Genomic DNA, 13161 nt, shown 5'->3' on the forward strand with positions numbered 1-13161 from the left:
GACCGGGGCCGTCGTCCGTCCGGGTGGGGCTACCAGCGCGGGTGCACCACCGCGCGGAAGCGCCGGTCGTAGATGTCGGCGACCTGGCGCTCGAAGACGTCGCCGAGCGCGGGGGCGTCGCCGGCCTGCGCGTTGGCGCGCGCCTGCTCCGCGTTGCGCGCACCGGGGATCACCGAGGAGACGCCCTCGCGCTGCACGATCCACGCCAGCGCGACCTGGGCCGACGTGAGGTCCGGCGCGGCCTCGTGCGCGGCGGCGGCGAACTCGCGGGCACCGGCCACGCCCTCCTCGTAGTCGACGCCGGAGAACGTCTCCCCCACGTCGAACGCCTCGCCCTGGCGGTTGTAGTTGCGGTGGTCGGTCTCCGCGAAGGTCGTGTCCGCCGAGTAGCGGCCGCTGAGGAGGCCGGACGCGAGCGGGACGCGCGCGATGATGCCGACGCCCGCGTCCGCGGCGGCCGGCAGCACGCGGTCGAGCGGCTTGAGGCGGAAGGCGTTGAGGATGATCTGCACGCTCGCGACGCCGGGGCGCGCGATCGCGAGGAGGGCCTCGTCCGTCGTCTCGACGCTCACGCCGTAGGACGCGATGGCGCCGTCGGCCACCAGCTCGTCGAGGGCGTCGTAGACGCGGTCGCTGGAGAAGACGGGCGTGGGCGGGCAGTGCAGCTGGACGAGGTCGAGGGTGTCGACGCCGAGGTTCCGCCGCGAGCGGTCGGTCCACTCGCGGAAGCGGTCGAGGGTGAAGTTCGCGGGATCCTGCGCGTCACGGCGGCCCATCTTGGTGGCGACGGTGACGCCGGAGTCGGGGTGGGCGCGGAGCCAGGATCCGATGATCGTCTCGCTGCGGCCGTCGCCGTACACGTCGGCCGTGTCGAAGAGGGTGATGCCCGCGTCGGCCGCGGCGTCGAGCACCGCGAGCGCGTCGTCCTCGGCGACGTCACCCCAGTCCCCGCCGAGCTGCCAGGTCCCGAGTCCGATGACCGAGACGTTCCGATGGGTCCTGCCGAGGCTTCTCTGCTCCATGGGCCGAGCCTACGCGGGCCGGGACCGCGGCCGACCGACCCGGGGGCTCAGCGGCGACGGAGGGCGTGCACGGCCAGCGCCGCGATCACGGCCACGGGTCCGCCCGCGACGATCCCCGGGGCGAGGGCCACGAGCAGGGGCGCGAGGTCGAGCAGCCAGCGGTCGCCGAGCGGCGCGCCGAAGCTGGAGTACTCCGTGGACGTCGCGATCCGCGCGGCGATGGCGCGGACGCCGAGGCCCGCGGCCGGGAACGCGACGGCGAGGACCCAGAGGACCGGCGCGAGCCAGCGGGCGACGACGACGCGGCCGGGACCGCGGCGCGGCGGCGGCGGCTGCGGCTCTAGCTGCGGCGGCGGCGGCGCCTGCCGCCCGGCCGGCGCCTGCCCGTGCGCGGCCACCGCGGCCACCGGAGGATCCTCGGGCCGAGGCGCACCGGCATCCGCCGCCCGCTGGAACTCGGGGTCGTACCGGGGATCCACCGCGGGCGGCTCGCCGTCGTCGTCCGACCTCCGCGTCATGCCGGCAACGCTACGCCCGGCCGGCTGGGATGCATGGCGGACGCTCGTGCTCGTCATGGGGTGCTCATAGGGATGCCCGGTGGGATCTCCTCATGCCCCCACCGGGCACCCGAGACACGAAGGACCCGTCATGAACGAGACACCCCAGGAGCCGACCGGACGTCCGGACGAGGCCCCCACCGACGACATCCGCTCGACCGGCTCCGACGCCCCCGCGCCCGCCGACGCCCCCGCCGCGACGCCGACCTCGGCCGGCGCCGCGCCCGCCGCTCCCGCCGCACGCGACGCCTGGCCCGCCCCCGCCGGTCCGGCGGTCGACGGCCCGACCGCTCCCGCCGCACCGGCCGCCGCCGCGTGGACCGCCCCGACCGACGCGCACGCCACCGCCGGCCCCGCGGTCGGCGCCGGCGCCCCCACCGCCGCGCAGCCGACCGCCGCCCACGCCGGCGCCCCGGCCGGATCCCCCTGGCCCGCCCCCGCGACCGACCCCTTCGGCCGCCCGCTCGCGGTCGACGCCGCGGGGAACCCCGTCCCGGCGAAGCGCATGGGCAGGGGCCTGCGCACGGGCCTCATCGCCGGCGCCTCCGCCCTCGCGCTCCTCCTCTCCTTCGGCAGCGGGACCGCGGTCGGCTTCCTGGCCGACTTCGGCCGATCCGCCGCCCCCTCCGGCGACACCCGCGTCCTCGACCCGGGCTCGTTCACGCCAGGCCAGGGCTTCGGCCGCGGCGGCTCCGGGCAGGGATCGGGCGCTGAGCAAGGCCCCGGATCCGGCCGGCAGTCGGGCGACGGCACGGGCGCCGGCACCTCGGCCACCTCCCCCGCGGCGGACGCGGCCCAGACCGCCGGGGTCGTCACCATCGACTCCGCGCTGACGTACCAGAACGCAGCGGGCGCCGGCACGGGCATCATCCTGTCGTCCGACGGCACGATCCTCACCAACAACCACGTGGTCAGCGGCGCGACGAGCATCCGCGTCACGGTGGAGTCGACCGGCAAGGAGTACGTCGGGAAGGTCGTCGGCACCGACGCCACGAACGACGTCGCCGTGCTGAAGCTGGAGGGGGCCTCGGGCCTCACCCCGGCGAAGCTCGACGCGGACGGCGTGCAGGTCGGCGAGGCCGTCACGGGCGTCGGCAACGCGGGCGGCACCGGGACGCTCACGGCGGCCGCCGGGAAGGTGACCGCGCTCGGCCAGACCGTCACGACGAAGTCCGAGGGGACGGCCGCGGGCGAGACGCTCACCGACCTCATCCAGACGGACGCGCCCATCGTCTCCGGCGACTCCGGCGGGCCCCTGGTCGACGCGGAGGGCGAGGTCGTCGGCATCGACACGGCCGCGTCCTCCGGCTCCGCGCAGATCTCGGGCTTCGCGATCCCCATCGACACGGCCATGGGCATCGCGAAGCAGATCGAGAGCGGCGTCGAGTCGGGCACCGTGAAGATCGGCTACCCGGCGTTCCTCGGCGTGCTGCTGGCCGACGAGGCGGCGAAGGTCCCGGGGGCGCCCGTGCAGGGCGTGGTCGACGGATCCGGCGCCGCGAAGGCCGGCCTCGCCCAGGGCGACGTCGTCACCTCGGTCGACGGGAAGGCCGTCACCTCAGCGTCCGACCTCAGCGCCGCGATCTCCGCGCACGAGCCGGGCGACTCGGTCAGCCTCGGCTGGACCACCGCGGCCGGTGCCGCGAAGACCGGCACGGTCGCCCTCACCGAGGGCCCCGTGAGCTGATCCGCTCCCCGCGCGACGACGACGGCCCGCCCTGCTCCGTGCAGGGCGGGCCGTCGTCGTGCGGGCGTCAGCTGCGCGTGACGTCCAGCACCACGACCGCCCAGGAGAGCGCCGGCAGCGTGAGCGTCAGGCGCCCGCCCTCGGCGTGCACGCCCTCGAGCGGCACGAGGCCGACCTGCTCGCCCGACTCGACCGTGTTGCTCGAGTGGCGGTCGCCACTCTCGGGCACGCGAAGGACCTCGGCCCGGAGGATCCGTCCGGCGTCGAGCCCGCGGAGGGCCACCTCCGTCGCCGCGTCCTCCTCGAGGCCGCGGTTCGCGAGGAACAGGGACACGGTGCCGGCCTCGTCGTCCCACGTCGCGCTGACGTCGACCACGTCGGCCGTGCCGAAGCGGTCGTTGTCGTAGCGGTCGCTGTCCACCTCGACCTGGAGGATGCGCCCCGTCGCGAGCTGCGCCATCCGCGCGAACGGCCAGAAGATCGACTGGCGCCACGCGGGCCCCGCCTCCTCGCTGCGGATCGGCGCGATCACGTTCACGAGCTGCGCCTGGTTCGCGATCTTCACCCGGTCGCCGTGCCGCAGCAGCGAGTTGAGGAGCGTGCCCACGACGACCGCGTCGGTCACGCTGTACTCGTCCTCGATGACCCGCGGGTGCTCGCGCCAGCCGGCCTTCTCGATGCGGTGCGGCTGGTCCTCGCCGTCGAGGCCGCGCTGGTACCAGACGTTCCACTCGTCGAAGGAGAGGTCGATGCGCTTGCGGTTCTTCAGGCGCGCGCCGGTGGCGTCCGCGGTCGCGACGACGGACTCGATGAAGAAGTCCATGTCGACGCTGCTCGCGAGGAAGCTCCGCACGTCGCCCTCCTGCTCCTGGTAGTAGGCGTGCAGCGAGACGTAGTCGACGACGTCGTAGGTGTGGCCGAGCACGGTCTGCTCCCACTGCCCGAACGTGGGCATGCCCGAGTTGGAGCTGCCGCACGCGACCAGCTCGATGCTCGGATCCACCAGCCGCATCGCCTTGCCCGCCTCCTGCGCGAGCCGGCCGTACTCGTCGGGCGTCTTGTGCCCGATCTGCCACGGCCCGTCGAGCTCGTTGCCGAGGCACCACAGCTTGATGTCGAAGGGCTCCTCGGCGCCGTTCGCGCGGCGCATGTCGGAGTACTTGGATCCGCCCGGGTGGTTCGCGTACTCGACGAGCGAGCGCGCGGCGTCGACGCCGCGCGTGCCGAGGTTGATGGCCTCCATCACCTCGACGCCCGCGGCCTTCGACCAGCCCATGAACTCGTGCAGGCCGAACGCGTTCGTCTCCACGGTGTGCCAGGCGCCGTCGAGGCGGCGGGGCCGGTCCTCGACGGGGCCGACGCCGTCCTCCCAGTCGTAGCCGGAGACGAAGTTGCCGCCGGGGTAGCGCACGATCGTGGCGCCGAGCTCCTTCGTGAGGTCGAGCACGTCCTGCCGGTAGCCCTCGGGCGTGGCCGTCGGGTGGCCGGGCTCGTAGATGCCGGTGTACACGCAGCGGCCCATGTGCTCGACGAACGACCCGAAGAGCCGTCGCGGCACGTCGCCGATGGTGAAGTCGCGGTCGATGGTGATGCGGGCGCGGGTCATGGGGCGTCCTCCTGGACGTCGGGCCCGGGCGCGTGCGTCCCGGGCGGGGTGGGTGGGGCGGTCGCGGGCGCGGGGCGGATCACTGCCCGCCGAACCCGGTGGTCGAGATGCCCTTGATGATCTGGCGCTGGAAGAAGAGGAACACCAGGATCAGCGGCAGCGCGGCGAGCACGGCGGAGGCCATGTTCTGCGCGTACTGGATCCCGTAGGCGTTCTTCACCGTCTGCAGGCCGACCGGCAGGGTCATGAGCGACGAGTCGTTCGTGGCGATGAAGGGCCACAGGAAGTTGTTCCACGCGCCGATGAACACGAAGATCGCGACCGCCGAGAGGATGGGGCGCGACAGCGGCATCACGATCTGCAGGAACACGCGCACGCGTCCGGCGCCGTCGACGCGGGCGGCGTCCTCGAGCTCGATCGGGATCTGGTCGAAGAACGCCTTCAGGATGAACACCATGGCCGGCTGCACGATCTGCGGCAGGATCACGGCCCAGAGGGTGTCCACCAGGTCGAACGACAGCATCTGGTAGAAGAGCGGGACGATGAGGATCTGCGGCGGGATGATGATCGACGCCACGATCGCCCCCATCAGCACCTTGCGGCCGCGGAAGTCGATGCGGCTGAGCGCGTAGCCGGCGAGCGCGGAGAACACGACCGCGACGACCGTGATCACCGTGCTGGTGAGCAGGCTGTTCCACGTCCAGAGCGGGATGGTCCCGCCGTTCAGCACCGACGCGTACGCGTCGAGCGTGAAGCCGCCGGCCGGGAACAGCGTCACCGGGAACGCGGCCGCGTCCGTCTCCGACTTGAACGACGTGAGCACCGCCCAGAGGAACGGCAGCAGCCACGCGGCGGCGAGCACGATGAGGATCACCAGCGCGGCGATGCGCGAGGGCGCGAACCGTGGCGTGCCGGTGCGGCCCTGGCGCGCCGCGGCGCCGACGGCGGGCTTCCGGGCGAGCGTGCCGGAGGAGAAGGCGGGACGGGTGGCGGTGGTCATGGCTTCCTCCGGGTCGCGGTGAACTGGATGACCGAGATCACGACGATCAGGGCGAAGAAGATGTAGGAGATGGCGGCCGAGTAGCCGAAGCGGAAGCCGGTGAACCCGGTCTCGAAGACGTACTGCACGATGGGCCGGGTCGCGCCGCCGGGGCCGCCCGCGGTCATCTGGTAGATCTGGTCGAAGACCTTCAGCGACGCGAGCACCTGCAGGATCGCGAGGAGCGCGGTGGTCGGCGCGAGCTGCGGGATCGTGATGGAGAACAGCTGCCGCCACTTGCCGGCGCCGTCGAGCGCGGCCGCCTCGTACTGCTGGTCGGGGATGTTCTGCAGCGCCGCCAGGTAGATGAGGAAGTTGAAGCCGACCGTCCACCACACCGTGGTGATCACGACGCTCGTCATGGCCAGGTTCGAGTCCTGCAGCCACGCGGGCTGCGGGAGGCCGACCGCGCCGGCGATCGCGTTCACGACGCCGAGCTGCGGGTTGTACATCCAGAGCCAGAACAGCGACACGACGGTCGACGCCAGCAGGAACGGGAGGAAGAAGGCGAGCCGCCAGAGCCACTGGCCGGGCAGGCCGAGGTTCACGAGGAGCGCGAGCACGAGGCCCACGACCAGGAGCGGCACCGTGCTCGCGATCGTGAACACCACGGTGTTGCCGAGCGAGCGCCACATCTGGGAGTCGCCGAAGGCCTCGAGGTAGTTGGCGAACCCGATGAGCTCGCCGTTGGCGCCCGTGAGGCTCTGCCCGGTGAGGCTCTGGTAGAAGCCGTAGAGGACCGGCCACACCAGGAACACCAGGAAGGTGAGGAGGAACGGGGCGATGAAGAGCATGCCCTGGGCCTGCTCCTTCGCGCGGGTGCGGGGCTTGCCCACGGCGGGCCGCGGGGATCCGGGCCCGGCCGCGGGCGCGACCGGGGTGGGTGGTGCTGCTGTCGTCACGAGTGGACTCCTTCGTCGTGTCGCTGGGAGAGGGGGCGGTGCCGCGCGCGGCGGCGGCCGCTACAGGGGGTTGGGCTTGGCGAGCAGCGCGTCGATGCGCGCGATGAAGGCGTCGAGGCCGTCGGCGGCCTCCTGCCGCCCGAGGAACACGTTCTGCACGTTCTCCGCGAAGAACGTCTGGAAGTCGGAGCCGGATCCGGTGAAGTACGCCACCGGGTCGTACTCGATCTGCGCGGCCGCGTTCGCATAGTGCGCCTGCGGCAGGAGGTCGGCGTACTCGGGGCTGTCGATGATGGGCTTGTACGCGGGGATGTGCCCGGCGCCCGCCCACTGCAGCGAGTTCTTCAGCAGGTCGGCGACGAAGGCGTACGTCCTCTCGCGCTTCACCGGATCCGGCGAGCTCTGGTGCGGCAGCACGAACGCGTGCGAGTCGGCGAAGGACGCCGGGGTGCCGTAGAGCGTGGGGATCGGCATCGCGTCGAACGGGAGCTCGGCGGCCTGGAACGTCGGCAGCTCCCAGACGCCCGTGAAGATCGCGCCGCTCTTGCCGCCCGCGAACTCGGCGATGGCGGTGCCGGCGTCGCCGCTCGCGGTGGCGATGGTGCCGTCGAGGAGCGTCCTGATGTACTCGAGGCTCGCGAGCGCCTTGTCGCGGTCGTAGACGACCTGGCCGCCCGTGGGCAGCTCCATGTCGCCGCCCATCTGCTTGTAGAACGTGTAGAAGAGGCGCCACATCTGCGTGCCGTCGCCGAGGTAGCCGTAGCTGAGGCCGTGGACCCCGGTCACCTCCTGCATCGCGCGCATCGCGTCGGCGAAGGCCTCGGGCGTGGTGATCGGCGCGAGCTGCCCGTCGTCCCCGAGGAGGCCGGCCTGGCCCGCGACGTCGGTGTTGTACATCATCACGAACGGGTGGCTGTCGAGCGCGATCGAGTACAGCTTCCCGTCGACGACGCCCTTGTCCCACACGCGGGGCTCGAAGTCCTGCTGCGTGAGGCCGAGCTCGGCCAGCCGGTCGGTGTCCCACGGGTCGAGCAGGCCGCCGGGCGCGAAGCCGGGCACCCGCGCCGCGTGCATCACGGCGACGTCCGGGGCGCGGCCGCCGACCGACGCCATGGCGAGTTTCGTGTAGTAGGGCTGGCCCCACGCGAGGACCGTGGCCCGGACGTCGAAGCCGCCGCCCGAGTCGTTCGCCTCGCGCACCATCTCCGTCATGCGGATGCCGTCGCCGCCGGACAGCAGGTGCCAGTACTTCAGGTCGACGATGCCGCCGGCCGCCGCCACCTGGGGCGCGCAGCCGGAGAGACCCCCGACGAGGAACGCGCCGCCCAGCGCGGCCGCGCCGCCCATGAGGATCTGACGCCTCGACCATGCCGAGGACTGTCCCCCGGCCTTTCCCTGAACAGGATCCATTGACCACTCCTTCGTGATGCAGAGATCATTACATCGTTGTAACGCCGAGCGCAACGTTTCGTCGCAGGATCTTCAGCGGCCGCCGCCGCGGGGTGGGCCGGGTCAGGCGACGGGGCGGGTGCTGCCGCGCACGACGATGCGGTGCGGGATCACGAGCTCGACCGCCGGGCCCTCGCGCTCCTCGATGCGGCGCACCAGCTGGGCGACCGCCGCCTCCGCGTAGGCGCGCAGGTCGAAGTGCACGGTGGTGAGCGTGGGGATCGAGAAGCGCGACTGGTCGACGTCGTCGAAGCCGGCGACCTGGATGTCCTCGGGCACGCGCAGGCCGTGGTCCGCGAGCGCGCGCAGGGCGCCGAAGGCGAGTCCGTCGGTGAAGCAGAAGAGGGCGTCGGGCGCGGGGTTGCCGCCGGCGAGCCACGAGTCGACGGCCTCGGCGCCCGAGGCGCTGTTCCAGCCCGTGCGGTCGATCTCGATGGGCGCCTCGCCCGCCTCCTCCATCGCGCGCCGGTAGCCGATGCGGCGGAGGTCCCCCGCGGCCGACTCCTCGCGCGTGGCCGTCCCGACGGCGGCGATGCGGCGGGCGCCGGTGTCGAGGAGGTGCCGCGTCATGTCGTAGGCGGCCCGGACGCTGTCGACGCCCACCCGGTCGGCGATCTCCTGCTCGACCTCGCCGATGATCACGACGGGCGGCAGCGACTCGGCGCGCGCGATCGCGCTCTGCGAGAGGAGGACGGGGTTGAGGATCAGGCCGTCGACGAGGTGCTCGCGCGCCCGCGACATGAGGTCGCGCTCGCGGTCGGGCCGCGACCCCGTCTCCTCGATCTGGATGCTGTAGCCGGCCTCGTGCGCGACCTCCACGAGGTGGTGGGCGAGCTCCGCGGAGTACGCCGTGCCGAGGTCGGGCAGGGCCACCGCGATGACGCCCGTGCGGCCGTTGCGGAGGCCGCGGGCCGAGAGGTTGGGCACGTAGTCGAGCTCGTCGACCGCGCGCTCGACGCGCTCGCGGGTGGCGGGGCTCACGACGACGCGGCCGGTGATCACGTTGGAGACGGTCTTCGGCGAGACGCCGGCACGCGCGGCGACGTCCTTCACTGTCGCGCGCATGGTCCTCCCCGGGCCGGCCGGCCGCGGGATGCGCCGCGGGCGGTGCCCCCGAATCTAACGCACACGGATTCCCCCGCCCGCGGAGACGACGCCCGGGAGCGCCGGGCATACTGCACGGATGATCTCCACCGCGCACGCCACGACCCTGCTGGAGCTCGGCCTCGAGTGGAGCCCCGAGCCCGGCGACCGGTTCCGGATCCGCGGCCAGGGCTTCGAGTCCGACGTCTTCACCATCAGCGAGCTCACCATCGAGGCGCACGAGCACGCGACCGGGACCGTGCTCGGCTTCAACGGCACGACCGAGTGGGCGCTCGACTCCGTCGCGCTCGAGGACAGCCTGTGGCTGCCGCGCGAGGACCAGCTGCGGGCGCTGCTCGGCGGCGCGTTCCGGTCGCTGCGGCGCGAGATCGGCGGGGCGGAGGACGGCGCGCACGTGGTGCTCGTCGTGATCGACGGGGAGGAGGTCGAGCACCGCGACCTCGAGGCCGAGGAGGCCTATGCGAAGGCGCTCATCGCGGTGATGGAGGCGGCGGCACCCACGGTGCCGCCCGCGGTCTAGCGGCTCAGGCCCGCGCGCGCCGGCGGACGACCAGGGCCGCGATCGCGCGCCAGCCCAGCATGAGGATCGCGAGGATGATCGCGGTGGTGATGACGAACGGCACCACCACGCCCTCGCCGGTGAGCGCGCGGAGGACCACGCCGACGACGACCGTCACGGCCCAGACCACGAGCCCCGTGGGGACGACGCGGGAGGGGCTCCGCCATGCGCGCGCGACGATCCAGCCCACGAGGCCGCCGGCGAGGAACGGCCACGCGGTGCCGAGGACGCCCGACGGCGCGAGGTCCTCGCCGTGGCTCGCCCGGCCCACGAGGGCGAAGACGACGATGAGCGCGGCGTCGAGCACGACGGCGCGGACGATCTCGGGTCGGGCGGCAGGACGGGAGGAGCGGCGGGTCACCCCGTGATCCTAGGCGTCGCGGGCTGGGCGCTCGGCGACCGTCTCCCCGTCGCCCATACCCGGCAGCAGCAGGAACCCGTCGGCGACGAGGCCCCGGATCCGTGGGAGCAGCTCGGCGCGCAACGCGTCGGCGTCCACCGAGGTCAGCTGCGCGACCGCGTCGACGATGGCGCCGACCGCCAGCTCGCCGTCGCACGCGCCGACGAGCGCCGCGAGCCCCGTGTCGAGCGGCACCTCGCGGCCGAAGCCCGCGCCCTGGCGCAGCGTCATGACCGTGGGATCCTCGGCGCCCGGCCAGTAGTGCCGCTCCTCCGTCACGTCGCCCGCCACCACGAGCGCGAGTGCCGCGAGCGCGCGGTCGTCGATCCCGGCCAGCGCGTCGTGCGCGGCGAGGGATGCACGCAGGTGGTCCCCGAGCCCGGTCGGGTTGTGGCCGAGGCCGCCGGGCAGGCGCTCGAGGCGACGCAGGGTCGGCGCGCCCGCGGTGGGCCGGCGGAGGGTGAGGTAGCCGAACCCGACGCCGTCGACGCCGCGCGCGGCGAAGTCGTCGAGCCAGGCGTCGACGAGCGCCTCGGACTCGGGCGTGCCCGCGCGGGTGCCGCCGTCGCGGATCCACGTCTCGGCGTACAGCGCGGCGTCCTGCACCTCGCGCTCGACGACCCAGGCGTCGAGGCCGGATCCGGTGCGCGCGGCTGCGCGGTCGAGCCAGCCCGCGACCCGCTCGAGGCCCGGCTCCCCCGCGCGGTGCTCCCAGTTGCCGAGGAGCTGCGCGACGCCGCCGGGCGTGAGGTGGTCGGCGAGGTCCGCGACCACGCCCTCCACGAGGGCATCGCCGACGAGCCCGGCGTCGCGGTACTCGTACGCGGGCACGCCCTCGGCCCGGGGTGTGATGACGAAGGGCGGGTTGGAGACGACGTGGTCGAACCGCTCCCCCGCGACCGGCTCGAAGAGGCTGCCGAGGCGCAGCTCGATGGTCGTGACGCCGTTGAGCGCGGCGTTGAGGGCCGCGAAGGCGAGGGCGCGCGCCGAGATGTCCGTCGCGACGACGCGGTCGGCGTGCCGGGACGCGTGCAGCGCCTGGATGCCGCAGCCGGTCCCGAGGTCGAGCGCGGACCCGACGGGGGCGGAGATCATGAGGCCGCTGAGCGTCGCGGACGCGCCGCCCACGCCGAGCACGTGGTCCTCGTCGAGGGCGCCGCCGGTGGCGAGCTCCCCGAGGTCGGACGCGATCCACCACTCGCCCACGCCGTGCGCGTCGATGAAGCCGTAGGGGCGGAGGTCGACGGCCGGGCGCACCCGGTCGCCGTCGAGCTCGACGAGGCCCAGGCGCGCGGCGCCGTCGAGGCCGAGCGCGGGGAGGGCCCGGCGGAGGTCGGCGGCGTCCACCGGATCGCCGAGCACGAAGAGGGCCGCGAGCGCGGCGGGGGCCGGGAGGCCGTCGGCGGTGCGCGCGGCGGCGACGGCGCGGCGGGCCGGGATCCGGTTCCCGCGGTGCAGGGCCTGCCCGGCCGCGTCGCCCCAGACGTCGAGGGCCGACGCGAGCGTGAAGGGCGCCGTCTCGAGGTCGGCCCGGAGCGCCTGGACCTCCGGGGTCGCGACGGTCACGGGCGGGATCACGGGGCGGGGCACTGACCGATCTTAACCGCGGGCGGCCGAGACGACGCGCCGCCGCTGCCTCTCGCCGAGGCCCCCGGGGGAAAGCAAAAACCCCGCCGGAGCGGGGTTCTTGTGGACCTAAGGAGATTCGAACTCCTGACCTCCTCGATGCGAACGAGGCGCGCTACCAACTGCGCCATAGGCCCTGACAACTCCACGAGACTACCACGTCCCGAGGGGCCCGCCGAACCGCGGGATCCGTTCAGGCCGGCTCAGCCGACGGCGCGACGGCGGCGGAGGACCTCGTCCAGGTCGCCCATGCCGGGCTCCGCGTCGTCGACGATCCCCATGCGCGAGAAGCGGCTCGGCGGCGTCGTGCGCGCGGCCGGGGCGGGGACGGCGGCCGGCGCGGGGCGCTCCGCGGTCCCGTCCTCGGCGGACAGGCGGGCGACCTCGGGCTCGAGGTGCGCCCGACGCAGCGTCTCCTCGGACGCGGCGGCGGCGCGGCGCATCTCCTCGACCGGCGAGAGCGGCGTGCGCGGCGCGCTGCCGGCGCCGGGGCGCGGGCCGGGCGCCTGCGTGCGCGAGAGGTACAGCGGCTTGGGCACGGGGACGGGGGTCCAGGACTCCCCCTCCTCGCGCTCGGCGATCGGCTCGGCGACCGGCTCGGCCGCCTCGTGGAAGTCGGTGAAGCCGGTGCGCGGACGCGGCCGGGCCTCCGGCGCCTGGAGACGACGGGCGGCGGCGATCTGGGACATGCGCTGCAGGGTCGCGAGCGAGGCGAAGGTGGCGAGGGAGGAGATCACGAGCAGCGTCCAGGCGCCGCCCCCGGCGACCTGGGTGAGGCCCACGACGGCGCCGACGAGGGCGAGCGCGAGGATCGCGGTGGCGACGAGCCGGGTGCGGCGGAGGCGCGTGGCGGCGGAGGGCGACGTTGCGGACACGGGGGCCACTTTCGGTAGGGCGCGCTGGGCGGCGGCGTCTCGCGCACGCGCGGCGGCTTCGGCTTCTTCGGCGGCCCGGCGGAGGGCGCGCTGCTGCTCGACGACGCTGCGGGCGCTGGTCTCCGCCCGCACCGCGTCGGGGACCTCGGCCGTCTCGGCCAGGATCCGCAGGGTCTGCTGCAGCCGCACGGCGTTGCGCTCGGTCGCCATGTACTGGCGCCGGTGCAGCCACGTGGGCAGGAGGTAGGCGAGCCAGAGCACCGCGGAGAGCGCGATGATGATGCCGCCGGATTGCATGATCCCGAGGCTAGGAGGTCCGGCGGGCGAGGCGCGGG

The 13161-nt window shown here is 74.0% G+C and carries 12 protein-coding genes and 1 tRNA gene; 2 read left to right on the plus strand and 11 right to left on the minus strand.

The annotated features are described in order from the left end of the window. Positions 1-29: 29 nt before the first annotated feature. Positions 30-1022, minus strand: coding sequence for an aldo/keto reductase (locus H9X71_RS12120; RefSeq protein WP_191147325.1), 993 nt, complete (start codon positions 1020-1022; stop codon positions 30-32). 47 nt (positions 1023-1069) lie between these two features. Next, complete coding sequence (locus tag H9X71_RS12125) at positions 1070-1540, minus strand: hypothetical protein (RefSeq protein WP_244961610.1); 471 nt, start codon at positions 1538-1540, stop codon at positions 1070-1072. Positions 1541-1670: 130 nt separating this feature from the next. Here H9X71_RS12125 and H9X71_RS12130 point away from each other — a divergent pair, with 130 nt between their 5' ends. Next, on the plus strand, positions 1671-3266 hold the full coding sequence (locus H9X71_RS12130) for a S1C family serine protease (protein WP_280527971.1): 1596 nt from the start codon (positions 1671-1673) through the stop codon (positions 3264-3266). Positions 3267-3333: 67 nt separating this feature from the next. Here H9X71_RS12130 and arfA read toward each other — a convergent pair whose 3' ends face one another. The 5 genes from arfA to H9X71_RS12155 all read right to left on the minus strand — a co-directional run bounded on the left by arfA (position 3334) and on the right by H9X71_RS12155 (position 9327). Next, complete coding sequence (gene arfA, locus H9X71_RS12135; RefSeq protein ID WP_191147327.1) at positions 3334-4872, minus strand: arabinosylfuranosidase ArfA; 1539 nt, start codon at positions 4870-4872, stop codon at positions 3334-3336. Between the two features lie 79 nt (positions 4873-4951). Continuing rightward, positions 4952-5872 (minus strand): carbohydrate ABC transporter permease, encoded by a 921-nt coding sequence (locus tag H9X71_RS12140; protein ID WP_191147328.1) that lies wholly within the window; start codon positions 5870-5872, stop codon positions 4952-4954. After that, positions 5869-6813 (minus strand): carbohydrate ABC transporter permease, encoded by a 945-nt coding sequence (locus tag H9X71_RS12145; protein ID WP_191147329.1) that lies wholly within the window; start codon positions 6811-6813, stop codon positions 5869-5871. Before H9X71_RS12145 ends, H9X71_RS12140 begins: the two co-directional genes overlap by 4 nt. 60 nt (positions 6814-6873) lie before the next feature. Beyond that, complete coding sequence (locus H9X71_RS12150; protein WP_191147330.1) at positions 6874-8223, minus strand: extracellular solute-binding protein; 1350 nt, start codon at positions 8221-8223, stop codon at positions 6874-6876. Positions 8224-8325: 102 nt separating this feature from the next. Next, the gene (locus H9X71_RS12155) at positions 8326-9327 is read right to left on the minus strand and encodes a LacI family DNA-binding transcriptional regulator (RefSeq protein ID WP_191147331.1); all 1002 of its coding nucleotides are present in this window, start codon (positions 9325-9327) and stop codon (positions 8326-8328) included. 118 nt (positions 9328-9445) lie between these two features. Here H9X71_RS12155 and H9X71_RS12160 point away from each other — a divergent pair, with 118 nt between their 5' ends. Then, positions 9446-9886 (plus strand): pilus assembly protein CpaE, encoded by a 441-nt coding sequence (locus H9X71_RS12160; RefSeq protein ID WP_191147332.1) that lies wholly within the window; start codon positions 9446-9448, stop codon positions 9884-9886. 4 nt (positions 9887-9890) lie between these two features. On the opposite strand, the gene H9X71_RS12165 is transcribed toward H9X71_RS12160, so the two are convergent. The 4 genes from H9X71_RS12165 to H9X71_RS12180 all read right to left on the minus strand — a co-directional run bounded on the left by H9X71_RS12165 (position 9891) and on the right by H9X71_RS12180 (position 13123). Beyond that, positions 9891-10286, minus strand: a complete 396-nt coding sequence (locus tag H9X71_RS12165; protein WP_191147333.1) for a DUF3054 domain-containing protein — start codon at positions 10284-10286, stop codon at positions 9891-9893. Positions 10287-10295: 9 nt separating this feature from the next. Next, positions 10296-11915 (minus strand): DUF7059 domain-containing protein, encoded by a 1620-nt coding sequence (locus H9X71_RS12170; RefSeq protein ID WP_191147334.1) that lies wholly within the window; start codon positions 11913-11915, stop codon positions 10296-10298. A 100-nt stretch (positions 11916-12015) separates the two neighbouring features. Further along, positions 12016-12088, minus strand: a tRNA-Ala gene (locus H9X71_RS12175). 66 nt (positions 12089-12154) lie between these two features. Next, positions 12155-13123, minus strand: a complete 969-nt coding sequence (locus H9X71_RS12180; RefSeq protein WP_191147335.1) for a hypothetical protein — start codon at positions 13121-13123, stop codon at positions 12155-12157. Positions 13124-13161 lie beyond the last annotated feature (38 nt).

The sequence above is a fragment of the Clavibacter zhangzhiyongii genome (assembly GCF_014775655.1).
GTDB lineage: Bacteria > Actinomycetota > Actinomycetes > Actinomycetales > Microbacteriaceae > Clavibacter > Clavibacter zhangzhiyongii.

What these genes read in the sequence shown, in the direction of transcription:
- H9X71_RS12120 (WP_191147325.1), bottom strand. Translation starts at nt 1,022, where the DNA reads ATGGAGCAGAGAAGCCTCGGCAGGACCCATCGGAACGTCTCGGTCATC.
- H9X71_RS12125 (WP_244961610.1), bottom strand. Translation starts at nt 1,540, where the DNA reads ATGACGCGGAGGTCGGACGACGACGGCGAGCCGCCCGCGGTGGATCCC.
- H9X71_RS12130 (WP_280527971.1), top strand. Translation starts at nt 1,671, where the DNA reads ATGAACGAGACACCCCAGGAGCCGACCGGACGTCCGGACGAGGCCCCC.
- arfA (WP_191147327.1), bottom strand. Translation starts at nt 4,872, where the DNA reads ATGACCCGCGCCCGCATCACCATCGACCGCGACTTCACCATCGGCGAC.
- H9X71_RS12140 (WP_191147328.1), bottom strand. Translation starts at nt 5,872, where the DNA reads ATGACCACCGCCACCCGTCCCGCCTTCTCCTCCGGCACGCTCGCCCGG.
- H9X71_RS12150 (WP_191147330.1), bottom strand. Translation starts at nt 8,223, where the DNA reads ATGGATCCTGTTCAGGGAAAGGCCGGGGGACAGTCCTCGGCATGGTCG.
- H9X71_RS12155 (WP_191147331.1), bottom strand. Translation starts at nt 9,327, where the DNA reads ATGCGCGCGACAGTGAAGGACGTCGCCGCGCGTGCCGGCGTCTCGCCG.
- H9X71_RS12160 (WP_191147332.1), top strand. Translation starts at nt 9,446, where the DNA reads ATGATCTCCACCGCGCACGCCACGACCCTGCTGGAGCTCGGCCTCGAG.
- H9X71_RS12180 (WP_191147335.1), bottom strand. Translation starts at nt 13,123, where the DNA reads ATGCAATCCGGCGGCATCATCATCGCGCTCTCCGCGGTGCTCTGGCTC.